Source organism: Pseudomonas sp. 008, from assembly GCF_016861935.1.
Lineage (GTDB): Bacteria > Pseudomonadota > Gammaproteobacteria > Pseudomonadales > Pseudomonadaceae > Aquipseudomonas.
The window spans coordinates 170,535-185,272 of the sequence record NZ_BOMA01000009.1 but is presented as its reverse complement, the minus strand read 5'-3'; the positions used below and the strand labels follow the sequence as shown (position 1 = coordinate 185,272).

General features: G+C 61.2%; 15 protein-coding genes. 6 read left to right on the top strand and 9 right to left on the bottom strand.

The window, feature by feature from the left end; translation table 11 throughout:
• Together JUI81_RS19590 and JUI81_RS19585 are read right to left on the bottom strand one after the other, a co-directional pair.
• Window positions 1–1,056, bottom strand: a complete 1,056-nt coding sequence (locus tag JUI81_RS19590; protein WP_204124853.1) for a Gfo/Idh/MocA family protein — start codon at window positions 1,054–1,056, stop codon at window positions 1–3.
• 145 nt (window positions 1,057–1,201) lie between these two features.
• Window positions 1,202–1,978, bottom strand: coding sequence for an IclR family transcriptional regulator (locus tag JUI81_RS19585; RefSeq protein ID WP_019581312.1), 777 nt, complete (start codon window positions 1,976–1,978; stop codon window positions 1,202–1,204).
• Between the two features lie 174 nt (window positions 1,979–2,152).
• Here JUI81_RS19585 and JUI81_RS19580 point away from each other — a divergent pair, with 174 nt between their 5' ends.
• From JUI81_RS19580 to JUI81_RS19570, 3 genes are all read left to right on the top strand, one after another.
• Window positions 2,153–3,871 (top strand): FAD-dependent oxidoreductase, encoded by a 1,719-nt coding sequence (locus JUI81_RS19580; protein ID WP_204124852.1) that lies wholly within the window; start codon window positions 2,153–2,155, stop codon window positions 3,869–3,871.
• Between the two features lie 158 nt (window positions 3,872–4,029).
• Window positions 4,030–4,914, top strand: coding sequence for a neutral zinc metallopeptidase (locus JUI81_RS19575; protein WP_204124851.1), 885 nt, complete (start codon window positions 4,030–4,032; stop codon window positions 4,912–4,914).
• Entirely contained in the window at window positions 4,914–5,876 is a 963-nt protein-coding gene (locus tag JUI81_RS19570; RefSeq protein WP_096479510.1) for an alpha/beta fold hydrolase, read from the top strand. Before JUI81_RS19575 ends, JUI81_RS19570 begins: the two co-directional genes overlap by 1 nt.
• A 32-nt stretch (window positions 5,877–5,908) precedes the next feature.
• Here the strand turns inward: JUI81_RS19570 and JUI81_RS19565 are convergent, their stop codons facing one another.
• The 3 genes from JUI81_RS19565 to JUI81_RS19555 all read right to left on the bottom strand — a co-directional run bounded on the left by JUI81_RS19565 (window position 5,909) and on the right by JUI81_RS19555 (window position 8,044).
• On the bottom strand, window positions 5,909–6,502 hold the full coding sequence (locus JUI81_RS19565; protein ID WP_028938856.1) for an HAD family hydrolase: 594 nt from the start codon (window positions 6,500–6,502) through the stop codon (window positions 5,909–5,911).
• Window positions 6,499–7,368: an acyl-CoA thioesterase II gene (gene tesB / locus JUI81_RS19560; protein ID WP_028938855.1), complete on the bottom strand. Its 870-nt coding sequence runs from the start codon at window positions 7,366–7,368 to the stop codon at window positions 6,499–6,501. The genes JUI81_RS19565 and tesB overlap by 4 nt, the downstream gene beginning before the upstream one ends.
• 106 nt (window positions 7,369–7,474) lie before the next feature.
• Window positions 7,475–8,044 (bottom strand): GNAT family N-acetyltransferase, encoded by a 570-nt coding sequence (locus JUI81_RS19555; protein ID WP_028938854.1) that lies wholly within the window; start codon window positions 8,042–8,044, stop codon window positions 7,475–7,477.
• A 90-nt stretch (window positions 8,045–8,134) separates the two neighbouring features.
• Here JUI81_RS19555 and JUI81_RS19550 point away from each other — a divergent pair, with 90 nt between their 5' ends.
• Both JUI81_RS19550 and JUI81_RS19545 read left to right on the top strand, forming a co-directional pair.
• On the top strand, window positions 8,135–9,055 hold the full coding sequence (locus JUI81_RS19550; RefSeq protein ID WP_096479508.1) for a histone deacetylase: 921 nt from the start codon (window positions 8,135–8,137) through the stop codon (window positions 9,053–9,055).
• Window positions 9,056–9,240: 185 nt separating this feature from the next.
• Window positions 9,241–10,482: a TIGR03862 family flavoprotein gene (locus tag JUI81_RS19545; RefSeq protein WP_204124850.1), complete on the top strand. Its 1,242-nt coding sequence runs from the start codon at window positions 9,241–9,243 to the stop codon at window positions 10,480–10,482.
• A 36-nt stretch (window positions 10,483–10,518) separates the two neighbouring features.
• Here JUI81_RS19545 and JUI81_RS19540 read toward each other — a convergent pair whose 3' ends face one another.
• A complete protein-coding gene (locus JUI81_RS19540; protein WP_019650909.1) occupies window positions 10,519–11,853 on the bottom strand; it encodes a DEAD/DEAH box helicase in 1,335 nt (444 codons plus the stop codon).
• Window positions 11,854–11,918: 65 nt separating this feature from the next.
• A complete protein-coding gene (yedA, locus tag JUI81_RS19535; protein ID WP_019650908.1) occupies window positions 11,919–12,851 on the bottom strand; it encodes a drug/metabolite exporter YedA in 933 nt (310 codons plus the stop codon).
• Window positions 12,852–13,015: 164 nt separating this feature from the next.
• Between yedA and JUI81_RS19530 the strand changes: the two genes are divergently transcribed.
• On the top strand, window positions 13,016–13,468 hold the full coding sequence (locus JUI81_RS19530) for an Lrp/AsnC family transcriptional regulator (protein WP_204124849.1): 453 nt from the start codon (window positions 13,016–13,018) through the stop codon (window positions 13,466–13,468).
• A gap of 19 nt (window positions 13,469–13,487) precedes the next feature.
• Here the strand turns inward: JUI81_RS19530 and JUI81_RS19525 are convergent, their stop codons facing one another.
• Together JUI81_RS19525 and JUI81_RS19520 are read right to left on the bottom strand one after the other, a co-directional pair.
• On the bottom strand, window positions 13,488–14,099 hold the full coding sequence (locus tag JUI81_RS19525) for a PolC-type DNA polymerase III (RefSeq protein ID WP_018925784.1): 612 nt from the start codon (window positions 14,097–14,099) through the stop codon (window positions 13,488–13,490).
• A 22-nt stretch (window positions 14,100–14,121) separates the two neighbouring features.
• Entirely contained in the window at window positions 14,122–14,601 is a 480-nt protein-coding gene (locus tag JUI81_RS19520) for an NYN domain-containing protein (RefSeq protein ID WP_018925783.1), read from the bottom strand.
• Window positions 14,602–14,738 lie beyond the last annotated feature (137 nt).

Genomic DNA, 14,738 nt, shown 5'->3' with positions numbered 1-14,738 from the left:
TCATCCCTCGATCAACATTGGGGTGCAGGCACGACCGGTTTCGGCGGCCTCGCGAATCGCCTCAACCAGCGCCAGGGTGCGCGCAGCATCGGCCGCGCTCACCAGTGGTTCGACTTCCCGACGCGCCACGCGCACGAAGTGCTGCAACTGCAAACGCAATGCTTCATCGACGCTGAAGCTTTCCTGTTCCGCCAGCAACGGTTGATGCCATCCGCCATCGACGTCGGCGTAGTGCCAGCGCTTGAGCTGCGGAATGCTCAATGCACCACCCGTCCCGGCCAGCAAGTAACAGGGCTGATCGGCCTGGCGCGGATAGACCGGGTTCTCGCCGGAATCCAGCTCCCAACTCCAGGGCGCCGCCACCGCGTCGGAACCGGTCAGGCTGCCCAGCGCACCGTTGTCGAACTGCAGCAACACCGCCGCGCAATCTTCGTTGGCAAACCCGCGCACCGCATTGCTGGTGATTGCCTGCACCTGCCGCACTTCGCCGCAAAGATGACGCAGCAGGTCGAGGTCATGAATCAGGTTGGTCAGCAACATCCCCGCACCGGGCTCGCGGCGCCATGGCGTTTCGAAATAGCTGTCGGGTTTGCGCAACTGCCAGAGCGCCGTCACCGTCGTCAGCTGCCCCAAAGCGCCACCCTGCACCAGTTCATGGGCGCGGACGATCAACGGATTGTGCCGGCGATGATGGCCGACCAGCACGGGAACACCGGTGGCTTTCGACGCAGCCACCAGTTCGCGCGCTTCATCCAGGTGCACACCCACCGGTTTTTCCAGTAGCACCGGCACACCGGCGGCGAGGCAATCGAGCGCAGTACTGACGTGGAGCATGTTCGGGTTGGCAACGATCACCGCGTCTGGCTTCGCCTGCTCCAGCATCTGACGGTGATCAGCGAAATACCCCACGCCCCATTCGCCCGCGAGGCCTGCCGCTTGTGGCCCGGGATCGGCTACCGCACACAACGTCGCTTGCGTCAGGGTTTGCAGATGCCGGTAATGCTGCTGGCCCATGTTGCCGGCACCGATCAGGGCGATGCGAAGGGGCGAAGTCATGGTGCGGTTCTCTTGTGATTATTGTCGGAAGGATGAATTCCGATAATTTAGAACCAAGTTCCATATTCTTACAGGAGTAACGGCAATTTGTGTTCGAACAACGCACAGATTCGCATAGCCCACATATGGGTTTGTGCGGGCAGAATTAGACGAACAACTCTGAAGCCAGACTTGCGGCAGACAGCTCTTCAGTGAACTTCAACAACAGCGGCGCCAGTTCATGCAACCGCGCTCCCGGCATCCGCGCGCTAGGCCCGGCAATGCTCAGCACACCGATCACTCGACCATCGCCTGGGTGGCGCACCACCGCCGCAATCGCCGAGGTGCCCACGGCCGAACTCTCTTCGACCCAGGCGTAGCCCTGCTCACGCGCCAGACGCAGGCGTTCCAGTAACTCAATGTTGGAACGCGGCGCGTTCGGCCCCAGGTCTTTCGGCCGTTCGCTCCCCTGACGCTCCACCAGCGACAACGCTTCGGCATCGCTCATGCACGCCAGCCATGCATGGCCCGACGCGGTGTAGAACAAGGGCGCATCACGGCCCATGTCCGGGTCGTAGCGCAGGCCGGAGCGGGCACCCTGAGACTTGGCGATCCAGACCTGGCGTTCACCTTCAATAACGCCAAGGCGCACCAGCTCACCGGTTTCCTCGGCCAGGCGATCGAGCACCGGTTGCACGATATCGGCGCCGCTGCTCGACAAGTAACGGAAACCCATCGCCACCAGTTTGGTCGACAGGTGATAGCGCAGGTTCTCCGGATTCTGTCGCACGTAACCAAGCCGAATCAGCTCGGCGAGCAGGCGGTGGGTCGCGCTTTTGGGGATGTCCAGTTGCTCCGCCAACGTCTGCATCGGCAGGCCGCGAGGGTCACTGGTGAGGCTTTCCAGCACGCTGAAAACACGTTCGATCTGACTGCCGGCCATGGGGGGTTCCACTCGAAATTTTGCCGATTCTAGAAGACAAACCACGTAATGCGAAATCTGGAACCCGCTGTCCGATAACCGCCCTCTTTACACAGTGAATGATTGCCGAGGCCAATCTCATTCTTATATTTTCTGGAATCAAATTCTAAAAATACGCGATGGAGCTTTTAAACGATGCCTGCCGACTCTCCCCTCCTTGCGGACATCGAATGCGATGTGCTGATCGTCGGCTCCGGTGCGGCCGGATTGTCCGCAGCCGTTACCGCGGCCTGGCATGGCTTGAAAGTGATCGTGGTCGAGAAAGACCCGGTGTTCGGCGGCGCCACGGCGTGGTCCGGCGGATGGGCCTGGGTGCCGTGCAATCCTCTGGCGCGTCGTGCCGGCATCGTTGAAGACGTCGAGCAACCGCGCACTTACCTGAAGCACGAATTGGGTGAGCGTTACGATCCAGCGATGATCGACGCGTTCCTTGAGGCTGGCCCGCGAATGGTCACGTTCTTCGAGCAACACACTGCCCTGCAATTCGCCGATGGCAACGCCATCGCCGACATTCATGGCGACACGCCGGGCGCCGGTACCGGCGGACGGTCGGTGATCGCTGCGCCTTATGACGGACGAAAAGTCGGCAAGCTACTGAAGCGCCTTCGCAAAACCATGCGGGAAACTTCGTTCATGGGCATGCCGATCATGGCGGGAACGGACCTGAGCGCATTTCTCAACCTGACGCGCTCTTTGCCCGCAGCGTGGCACGTGACCCGGCGCTTCACCCGGCACTTGTTCGACCTCGCTGTTCATGGTCGGGCGATGCAACTGGTCAACGGCGTGGCGCTGGTTGCGCGGTTGGCAAAGTCCGCCGAAGACCTGGGCGTCTTGCTCTGGGAATCGGCACCGGTGACCGAGTTGCTTCGCGAAGGCGATCAGGTGCAAGGCGCGATCGTCAGTACCGCCAAAGGCAATATCCGCATCCATGCACGCAAGGCCGTGGTGCTCGCGACCGGAGGTTTCGCCAATGATATCGAGCGGCGCAAGGCGCTGTCCCCCCGCACACCGACCGGCAACGAACACCTGGCGCTGCCGCCTCTGGGCGTCGCCGGTGATGGTTTGCGATTGGGCGAAAGCGCCGGTGCGCGGGTCAACACCGACATGGCATCGCCCGTGGCCTGGGCGCCGGTTTCGCATGTGCCGCACAGTGACGGCAGCATCGGTCACTTCCCGCACATCATCGAACGCGGCAAACCGGGGATTATCGGCGTATTGAGCAACGGCCAGCGCTTCGTCAACGAAGCCGACGGCTACTACGATTACGTAACGGCCATGGTCGCCGCCGCACCGCAGGGCGAAGAAGTCGCCTCCTGGCTGATCTGCACTCATGGTTTTCAACGGCGTTATGGCTTGGGAATTTCTCGGCCGTTTCCGGTGCCGCTGTCATCCTTTATCCGCAGCGGTTATCTGAAAACCGGCAACACTGTCGAGGAATTGGCCATGGCCTGCGGCATCGACCCGAACGGATTGCGCAGCACGGTTGATGAATACAACCGGCATGCGCGCAACGGCGAAGATCCGTTGTTCGGTCGTGGCTCGACGCCCTACAACCGCAAACAGGGCGATGCGTTGCAGCAACCCAACCCGTGCGTCGCGCCGATTGAACAAGGCCCGTTCTACGCCGTGAAGGTTCAGCCTGGCTGCTTTGGCACCTTTGCCGGGCTCAAGGTCAATGAACATGCCCAGGTTCTTGGCGAGTCGGGGCAGGCCATCGCCGGGTTGTATGCAGCGGGCGGCGACATGGCCAGCATCATGGGCGGGCACTATCCCGCCGGCGGTATCAATCTCGGCCCGGCGCTGACCTTCGGCTACATCGCTGCCCGGCATATCGCCGGCGTGGGACGGACTTGATCTGATAAAAAACCAGCGCCTGAGGGAATTCGACGGGCGATCCATGTTCAATACAAGTCTGGAATATTTCGGGCCGAGTAAAAGACAGACGACCGGACTGGCGCCGCTCTCACTGACCAGCAACACTCATCACCATATTCAAACGAGGATTCCCCCCCATGCTATGGAAAAAAGGCCGACGCAGCGACAACGTGGTCGATGCCCGTGGCGATGATGTCGGCGGTGGGATGCGCTTCGGCGGGGGCAAGGGCCTGAGCCTGACGGCGATCCTGTTGATCGTCGGGATCGGCTGGATCACCGGCCAGGACCCGATGCAGATCCTCGGTCAATTGACCGGACAAATGAGCGAGCAATCGGCCCCAACCACCACCCAAACCCGCAAGGCGCCACCGGCCAATGATGAAGGGGCCGAATTCGTGCGCTCGATCCTCGGCGACACCGAAGACACCTGGGGCCAGATTTTCCAGCAGGCCGGTCGGCAATATAAAGACCCGACCCTGGTGCTGTTCAGCAATCAGGTGAACTCGGCGTGCGGATTGGCGACGTCGGCGACCGGTCCGTTCTATTGCCCGGCAGACCAGAAGGTCTATCTGGACATGAGTTTCTTCCAGGAAATGTCCCAGCGTTTTTCCGCCGCAGGCGATTTCGCCCAGGCCTACGTGATCGCTCACGAAGTCGGACACCACGTGCAGACCTTGCTCGGCGTTTCGGCGAAGATTCAGACCGCTCGGCAGCAGGGCCGGCAAATGGAGGGCGACGGTGGTTTGCTGGTGCGTCAGGAACTGCAGGCCGATTGCCTGGCCGGGGTCTGGGCCAACATTGCGCAGAAGCGCCTGAACTGGCTGGAACCCGGTGACATCGAAGAAGCCTTGAACGCCGCCAACGCCATCGGCGATGACCGCTTGCAGCAGCAAGGTCAGGGCCGCGTGGTACCGGACTCGTTCACTCATGGTACGTCAGCGCAAAGGGTGCGCTGGTTCAAAGCCGGATTTGCACAAGGCCAGGTTGGCCAGTGCGATACCTTTGCCGCGAAGAATCTGTAATGCACAAGTGGTTGTTAGCTCTGTTGATCACCTGCACAAGCGCCCAGGCTGCCGAGCAGGGGGTCAAGGAGATCAGTTCCGGGCGCCTGCTGTTGAGCGCCGGCGAAATCGCGGTGGGCATCGGCCCGACACCGGCGAAGAACATCGAACGGGTGCTGATCATCATTCATGGTCGTTTGCGCAACGCTGAAACCTACCGCCAGAGCGCCGAGCACGCGGCCCAGCAAGCCGGGCAAAGCGATAACACCTTGGTGCTCGCCCCGCAGTTTCTCAATGAAACCGACATCGCGAGCCACCCGGTGCCTGACAGCGTTTTACGCTGGCACGGCAATGACTGGATGGCCGGCGGCTTATCCACCGCGCCATTTACGCTGAGCTCCTACGCGGCGCTCGACGAAATCATCGCTCGCCTGGGTGATCGGCGACAGTTTCCGGACGTGAAGCAAATCGTCATTGCCGGTCACTCGGGCGGCGCTCAGGTGGTTCAGCGTTACGCCATGTTGAGCCACCCTCAGCCAGCCCTCGACACAGCAGGGGTGAAGGTGCGCTATGTGATCGCCAATCCTTCGTCGTATGCCTATTTCAATGAGCAACGGCCGGTGGCGTTCAGTCATGCGGGGTGTCCGAACTTCAATCGCTGGAAGTATGGACTGGCGGACTTGCCCGCCTATGCCGATGGACAAACGCCTGCGCAGCTGGAAGAAAACTACATCAAACGCGACATCGTTTATTTGCTCGGGCAGCAGGACATCGACCCGAATCACCCGGCGCTGGATAAAAGTTGCGAAGCCAAAGCCCAGGGCGCTTCTCGTTTGATTCGCGGGCGCAATTATTTCAATTATCTGAAACGGCGCCACCCTCAAGGGTTGAGTCAGCAGCTGATTGAAGTGCCCGGGGTTGGACACAATGGCGACGGGATGTTTACCTCGCCCGAGGGGCAAAAGGCGTTGTTCGGGCAGTGAGTTTTGGGGCGTCTGATCGGACGCCCAATCTCTCAAGCCGAAAGCAGCTGCCGCAACTCCACGCAATCGCGCGCATGCCAATCGGTCAATTCCGGCCACGGATTATCCGGCAGGTTCACCAGCACCGTCCGCGTCCCCGCCGCCCGGCCGCAATCCAGGTCGAAGCGGTAATCACCGACCATCACCATTTCACTCGCCGGCACCTTCCAGGCCTCGGCCAGTTTCAGTAAACCACCGGGATGCGGTTTGGGCGGTGCTTCATCTCGGCCCAGCACATCCTCCACCGCAAAGCAGTCGGCCAGGCCGATGGCCTCCAGCGTGACATGGGCCAACTCGCGAGCATTGCGCGTGAGAATGCCCAGACGATAACCGCGCCCGGCCAACTCCCGCACCAGTTCCACCGCGCCCGGAGCCGGTTTCGAACCCAGCGCCAGATCCCGCTCGTGCTCCAGCAGCCACGCATGTTTGGCCGCCGCTTCTTCGGCCGGCAGCCCAGCGAGGTGAGTGAGGATGTCGTGTTCTGCAGGAATCGCCAACGCCACGCGGATCGCCGCGAAGTCATGCACGGCCACGGTCAGGGTGCCGTCCATGTCGAACACCCAGTGCCGCACCTCGGCCAGGCTCATATCCAGTCCTTGCGATGACGAATCAGGCCTTCCTGAGTGACCGAGGCCACCAGTTGCCCGGCACGGTTGAACACGCTGCCACGGGAGAATCCACGCGAGTTGCCGGCCCACGGGCTGTCCATGGCGTACAACAACCAGTCATCGGCGCGCAGGTCGGCGTGGAACCACAACGCGTGATCAAGGCTGGCGACCTGCATGTCTTTCTGCCAGACCGATTTGCCATGGGGCAGCATCGAGGTGGTCAGCAGGCCGAAGTCCGACGCGTAGGCCAGCAGGTATTTGTGCAGCGCTGGAGTGTCAGCCAACGCACCATCGGCGCGGAACCAGACGTATTTGACCGGATCGGCAGGCTGCGGGTTGTAGGGATCTTTCTCGGTCACCGGGCGGAATTCGATCGGTTTCGGGCACAGCAGTTTTTCGCGCATGTGCTCCGGGATCAGGTGTGCGCGCTGCTGAGTGAGCTCCAGCTCCGACGGCAGATTTTCCGGGCCGACCACTTGCGGCATTTCGCTCTGGTGCTGGAAGCCTTCTTCGTCGTACTGGAACGAGGCGCTGCAGGTAAAAATCGGGTTGCCCTTCTGGATCGCCGTCACCCGGCGCGTGCTGAAACTACCGCCATCGCGCACCCGATCGACCTGATACACCACCGGCAACTTCGCATCGCCCGGACGCAGGAAGTAACCGTGCATCGAGTGCACATGGCGCGTCTCTTCGACTGTCTGACTGGCCGCCGACAGGGACTGGCCGAGCACCTGGCCGCCGAACAACTGACGGAAACCCAGGTCCTGGCTGCGGCCACGGAACAGGTTTTCTTCAATCGGTTCCAGGGTCAGCAGGTCTACCAGATCTTCCAACACTTGGCTCATTCAGACTCTCCTCACACAAAGCAATGCCGCGCAGTCTGGGCTGCGGCGGTCGATTCAGTTTATGGCCCGGTTCAACATGAGGGCCATTGTAAACGTCCGTGCCTGCTTATCCATGCAAGGTTTGCAGCCATTGCTCACGGGTGATGCGGTACAACACGTGCGGGCGCAGCGGATGATCCTCTGCAAGCCGCGGGTGCTCGAAGTCATCGGCGGGGGCATGGTGCATGCCGATCGCCTGCATGACTTTTTGCGAAGGCAGGTTGGTTTCGGTGGTGAACGCCACGACCTCTTGCAGCGCCAAGCGATCAAACCCACAGCGCAGAGCGGTCCATGCCGCCTCGCTGGCATAACCCAGGCCCCAGTGCTCGCGCGCCAGGCGCCAGCCGATTTCGATGGCTGGCGTGAACGGTGCGTCAAAGCCGACCACACTCAGCCCGGTAAACCCGATGAACGCTCCGGTGTCCTTGCGCTCCAGTGCCCAGAGGCCGAAGCCATACTCGGCAAAATGCCCGCGAACCCGCCCGATCAGCGCGGCACTTTCCAGCCGACTCAAGGGTGCCGGAAAATAACGCATCACCTGTGGATCGGCGCACATCGCCGCAAACGCCGGCAAATCCTCATCGCGCCACTGCCGTAATGACAGTCGCGCGCTTTCGAGTTCCAGTATCGGCTCCATCGTGCCCCTCCCCTCTGTTTCCATGCCGCAAGTCTACATCGCTGGTAGGATCGTTCACTCATTCCTACAGGCTTCCCCGATAAATCAGCCATGCCCCTGCCCCTGATCTACCACGAAGACTACAGTCCCGAGTTCCCGGCGGATCACCGCTTCCCCATGGACAAGTTTCGCCTGCTGCGCGATCACCTGGTGGACAGTGGCCTGACCCGTGACATCGACCTGCTGCGCCCGGAGCTGTGCCCGGCGGATATTCTCGCCCTCGCCCATGACCCTGCGTATATCGAACGCTACATGGATGGCGAGTTGTCCCGCGAAGACCAGCGGCGCCTTGGCCTGCCCTGGAGCGAAGCACTGGCCCGGCGCACAGTGCGGGCGGTCGGCGGTTCGCTGCTGGCGGCCGAACAGGCGCTGGAACATGGCTTGGCTTGTCACCTGGCCGGCGGCACACACCACGCGCATTACGATCACCCTGCCGGGTTCTGCATCTTCAATGACCTGGCGGTGATCAGCCATTACCTGCTGGAAAGTGGCCGGGTGAATCGGGTGTTGATCTTCGATTGCGATGTGCATCAGGGCGACGGGACTGCACGAATCCTGCACAACACCCCAGAAGCGGTGACCGTTTCCCTGCACTGCGAAAAGAATTTTCCTGCACGCAAAGCCGAAAGCGACTGGGACATCCCGTTGCCGATGGGCATGGGCGATGCCGATTACCTGAAGGTGGTGGACGATGCGCTCAACTATTTGCTGCCGCTCTATCAACCGGATCTGGTGCTGTACGACGCCGGTGTCGACGTGCACAAGGATGACGCCCTGGGTTATCTGAAGCTGACCGACGAAGGCGTCGCCGCTCGTGATGAAAGCGTGATGCGCCATTGCCTGGGCCGGGATATTCCGGTGGTCGGCGTGATCGGCGGCGGCTACAGCAAGGACCGCAAGGCCCTGGCGCGCCGTCATGGCATCCTCCATCACAGCGCCCAACGGGTGTGGCAGTCATCAGGTTGTCATTGATGTGTGAGTCTTTACCCACAATGCCTGTGGAACCGCCTGTGGATAACCTGAGTGAAAGGGCCTGCAGCCCATGCGGGGTATAGGCTACAGAGCGGTGGTTGTTTTTTAACCAGCCCTCGAATCCTCTCACAGGGAGCAGGGCTGGTAGAATGCGCGGCTTATTCCGCCACGCCGCAGCTCTCGCCATGACCCAGCCCTCCACTTCCCTCCCCCCTCACGTCGCCATCATCGGCGGCGGCCCCGCCGGCTTGATGGCGGCTGAAGTGTTGAGCCAGGCCGGGATCAAGGTCGATCTGTACGACGGCATGCCTTCAGTGGGGCGAAAATTCCTGCTCGCCGGGGTCGGCGGCATGAACATCACCCACTCCGAGGCCTACCCGGCATTTCTCTCGCGCTATGCCGAACGGGCGCCGCAGATTGCCCCGCTGTTACGCTCGTTTGGCGCCGAAGCCTTGTGCCAATGGATTCATGATCTGGGAATCGAAACCTTTGTCGGCAGCTCCGGCCGGGTGTTCCCCACCGACATGAAAGCCGCGCCCCTGTTGCGTGCCTGGCTCAAACGCCTGCGCGATGCCGGCGTAGTTATCCACACCCGCCATCGCTGGCTCGGTTGGGATAACAACGGTGATTTGCGCATCGACAGCCCCGAAGGCGAAAAAACCGTTCACGCGGATGCGAGCCTGCTGGCACTCGGCGGCGGCAGCTGGTCGCGTCTCGGCTCGGACGGTGCCTGGATGCTGCCGCTGGAACAGCGTGGTGTAGGGCTGGCGCCATTGCAACCGAGCAATTGCGGCTTCGAAGTGCAGGCCTGGAGCGAATTGATGGTCAGCAAATTCGCCGGCAGCCCGCTGAAAAACATCGCCATCGGCCTCAATGACGACGTGCCGCGACTCGGCGAGTGCGTGATCACTGCCACGGGAATTGAGGGCAGTTTGATCTACGCCCTGTCGGCAGCGATCCGCGAAGCGATCAATCAACACGGCTCGGCAACCCTTCACCTCGATCTGTTACCAGGCAAGCCTGTGGATAAAATCCAGGCGGCGCTGAGCAAACCGCGCGGCTCACGCTCCATGGCCAAACACCTGCACAGTCAGCTTGGGCTTGATGGCGTGAAAGCAGCATTGTTGCGGGAATTGACACCGGCTGACTGTTTTGCCGATCCGGCCCTGCTGGCCAAAGCAATCAAGGCATTGCCGCTGACGCTGGTGAAAACCCGGCCATTGGACGAAGCCATCAGCAGTGCCGGTGGCGTGATGTTCGAGGCGATGGATGAACGTTTGATGCTCAAGCAACTACCCGGCGTGTTCTGCGCAGGGGAAATGCTCGATTGGGAAGCGCCGACCGGCGGCTATCTGCTGACCGCGTGTTTCGCCAGTGGGCGAGCGGCGGGGTTGGGGATGGTGGAGTGGTTGAAGAACCGACGCTGATCGTTCCCACACTGCGTGGGAACGATCTTCAGAGGATCAAGGCTTACGCTTACGCGGCCCGGTATTGAACACTGGCACTTTACGCACCGGCTTGATCGAAGGCTCCGGCGCCGACGCCTCACCGCTCTCGACCCATTTACCCAGGTTGCGCTTGCCGCCACCGGAGGTTTTGGGCTTCTTCGGTTTTTTCGGCTTCTTGATCACCTGACCGCTGGCATCGGTATCCGGCACGCGGTGTTCAGGTTCGAAGTCCGGCTCCATCTGGCGAGTCAACGTCTGACGGGTCAGCATCTCGATGGCTGACAGCTGATTCACTTCATCGGCGCAGACCAGCGAAATAGCCTGCCCGGTTGCGCCCGCACGGCCGGTACGACCGATGCGGTGGATGTAGTCCTCGGCCACGATCGGCAGGTCGAAGTTGACCACTAACGGCAAATCTTCGATATCCAGACCACGGGCAGCCACGTCGGTGGCCACAAGGATCTGCACTTCGCTGGCCTTGAAACGATCCAGCGCCCGCTGACGGGTCGCCTGGGGTTTGTCGCCGTGGATGCCGTCGGCATTGACGCCCAGGCCCTGGAGTTTTTCCACCAACGCGTCTACGCCGTTGCGGGTCTTGGCGAACACCAGCACCTGCTTCCACTTGCCCTTGCGCATCAAGTGAACGAACAACTCCGGCTTGCGCTTTTTGTCCACCGTCACCACCCATTGCTTGACGGTATTGGCGGCCACGTTGCGCGGGCTGACTTCGATGCTCAGCGGGTCGTTGAGCATTTGCCCGGCCAGCATGCGGATCGCATCGGAGAAGGTCGCGGAGAACAGCAGCGTCTGACGTTTCTTCGGCAGGGCTTTATAGATATTCCCCAGCTCCTCGGAAAAGCCCAGATCGAGCATGCGATCGGCTTCGTCCAGCACCAGGGTTTGCAACTGGTTGAACTTGAGCGCGTTCTGACGGAACAGGTCGAGCAAGCGGCCAGGGGTCGCTACCAACAGGTCGACGCCCTTGCGCAGCTTCATCATTTGCGGGTTGATGCTGACACCGCCGTACACCGCGTAGGTGCTCAACGGCAGGTTCTCGGCATACTGGCGCACGGCTTCGTGAACCTGTTCGGCCAGTTCGCGGGTCGGCACCAGAATCAGCGCGCGCACGGAGTTGGCGCTGACTTTCGGCCCTTCCATGGCCAGCAATTGCAGCAGCGGCAAGGCGAAACCGGCAGTTTTGCCGGTGCCGGTCTGGGCCGCGGCCATCAGGTCGCGACCGGCCAGCACCGCCGGAATCGCTTGCGCCTGAACCGGCGTCGGGGTCTGGTAGCCGAGCGTCTCAAGGGCGCGCAGCAAGGGTTCGATCAGGCCAAGGGTGGCGAAAGTCATGGGAGTACCGTAGGAAAAATCAGCGCGTTTGTGCGACACAAGTGTGCAATGGCGCGCAGTTTACCCTAATTCGCTCGGGATTCTGTCGGCACCACTACAGCAGGGGCCGACCGATCCGTACCACGGCGCCACTGCGGCATCCCGATCAACACCACGGCACTGATGATTACCGCCATGGCCAGCGCTTCCTCGACACCGATGGTCTCGCCGACAAATACGATCCCCAGCAACACCGCCACCGCCGGGTTGACGTAGGCATAGCTGGTGGCCGCTGCCGGCCGCACATGTTTCAACAGGTACATGTAGGCGTTGAAGGCAATGATCGAACCGAAGATAGTGAGGTACGCCAGCGCCGCCCAGCCTTCGATCGGCGGCAGACTTTCCAGACGCTCGCCACTCACCGCGCTGCCGATCAGCAACACCACGCCACCCACCAGCATCTCCACGGCACTGGCCATCGCGCCCTGAGGCAACGGCAAATGTTTGCTCCACACCGAGCCGAAGGCCCAGGACGCCGCCGCGAACACCAGCAACGCTGCGCCCAACGGGCTCGATTGCAGGTTGGAGCCGAGGTTGAGCATGGCAATACCGATCAGCCCGAGCACAATCCCGGCCCATTCGAGACGGGTATTACGCGCGCCCCAGAAATATCCGCACAACAAGGTAAACAGCGGCACCGTCGCCACCGCCAACGCGGCCACGCCAGAGGCCACGCCCGTGTGTTCGGCGACGCTTACCGCACCGTTACCGCACGTCAGCAGCAAAATCCCGATGATCCCCGCCGCTTTCCACTGCGCCCAGGTCGGTGCCGGCGCCCCGCGCCAGCGCAGGTACGCGTACATCAACGTCCCGGCGATCACGAAGCGGATACCCGCGAGCAGCAACGGCGGCCAGTACTGCACGCCGATGCGAATCACCAGGTAGGTCGACCCCCAAATCACGTACAACGCGAAAAAAGCAGCGATCAGCGGTAAGGAAAAACGGCGTAGACCAGACATGGGCAGCTCGATGAACAAGACAAGGAGAGCCGCTATTCTAGAAAGGCCAACAGCGGAAAATAAGCTACAAAACCTGTTTATAGCGCCGGTACACTTTTCAAAACACGGAGTTCGACGCTATAAACCGTGCTTTCGAAAGTCAGTCATTTTTCAGGTAGGCCACGATGGACAAATACGACCGCATGCTCCTCAGCGCCCTGTTGGAAAACGGTCGTGCGTCCTACGCCGATCTGGCGCGCAAGGTGAACCTGTCCGCTCCGGCGGTGGCCGAACGCGTTGCCAAACTTGAAGCCTGCGGGGTGATCACCGGTTACCAGGCAAAAATCGACATGTCCAAAATCGGCCTGCCGATCCAGTGCGTCATCGAACTGCGCCTGAACCAGCACGGTAAACAGAAAACCTACGACGAACTGATCAAAATCCCACAGCTCACCGAATGCCATCGCGTCACCGGCGACCCGTGCGTGATCATGCAAGCGGCGGTAGGCTCGATGCCGGAGCTGGAGGAGTTGATCAACCGGATCGCCACGTTCGGGTTCAGCAAGACCTCGATTGTGTTGTCGAGCGCCATCGAAAAGCGTGTGCCGTTGGGTCAACTGGAGGGGAATGGCAAATAGTTCTCCAGGGGTGCTTCTGTCAGAACCCGCGATACCGCTTCAAATGCTCATTGATCTTCGCCGCCGGCACTTTCTGCAGGCTGCACAACAGATCATGGGACAACTCGCGCAATCCATGCTTTTGCCGCAGCTCTTGCGCCAGATGCGCCGTCAGGTTGGCGGCCATTTCCGCATCGGCCATGGCCCGGTGAGCCTTGCCGGTATTGGGCAGGCTGGCGAAGGTGGTGAGGGTGCCGAGTTTGTGGTTCGGCGCAGCGGGCATCAGGCGGCGGGCGAGTAACAGCGAGCAGGCAAAGTTCTGCAGACGTGTACGTTTGATTCGCCCAAGCTCGTAGTCCCAGAACTTCTGGTCGAACGCAGCGTTGTGCGCCAGCAGCGGCGTGATGCCGACGAATTCGTTGACCTCGTTCATCACCTGCTCGGCCGAAGGCGCAGTGCGCAGCATGGCGTTGCTGATGCCGGTCAGTTGTTCGATGAACGCCGGCACCCGCACGCCGGCATTCATCAGACTTTGGTAACGCTCGACGATGCGCCCCTGTTCAAGAATCACCACGGCAATTTCCGTGGCCCGGCAGCTGCTGCTCGGGGAGATCCCGGTGGTTTCAAAGTCGATGACTGCTATGCGTTCCAAACCTGTTTCAACTCCGTAAAAATCAATTCTTGAGCAGCAACGCGCCTTCGATCGGCACGTAACGACTGGCGGCGCGGATCAGCGAATTGGCCGTCAGACCCGGCACGCCGTAGGCCACCGCCTGCACGCCGTGCTTGGCGATGATGCGCTCCAGCAGCATGTCGAAATCACCGTCGCCGGAGGCCAGCACCACTTCGTCGACATGGTCGGCGGCGTCCATGATGTCGAGGGTGATGCCCACGTCCCAGTCGCCTTTGGCCGAACCGTCGCTGCGCTGGATGTAGGGCTTGAGCTTCACGACGAAGCCGAGGTTGCGCAGGATCTGCTGAAACTGCTGCTGTTTGCTGTCGCCACGATCGATCGCATAGGCGTAGGCCTCGACGATCTGCCCCTGCTTGCTGACGTCAGCCCACAAAGCGGCGTAGTTGAAGTGGCAACCATAGGCCTGACGCACGGTGTAGTAGAGGTTCTGGACATCGGCGAACACTGCGATTTTTTTCACCGTACATCCTCTCAGCGCGTTGGCGCGCGGGGTCGTGGCGCACAGGCGCGCGGGCTGGATCAGGCTCCAGGCCCGAAAAGTCGCCCAGTATGCCAGCCTGAAGGATTGTTCCGCGAACAATCGGCCCGGAGCGCCAT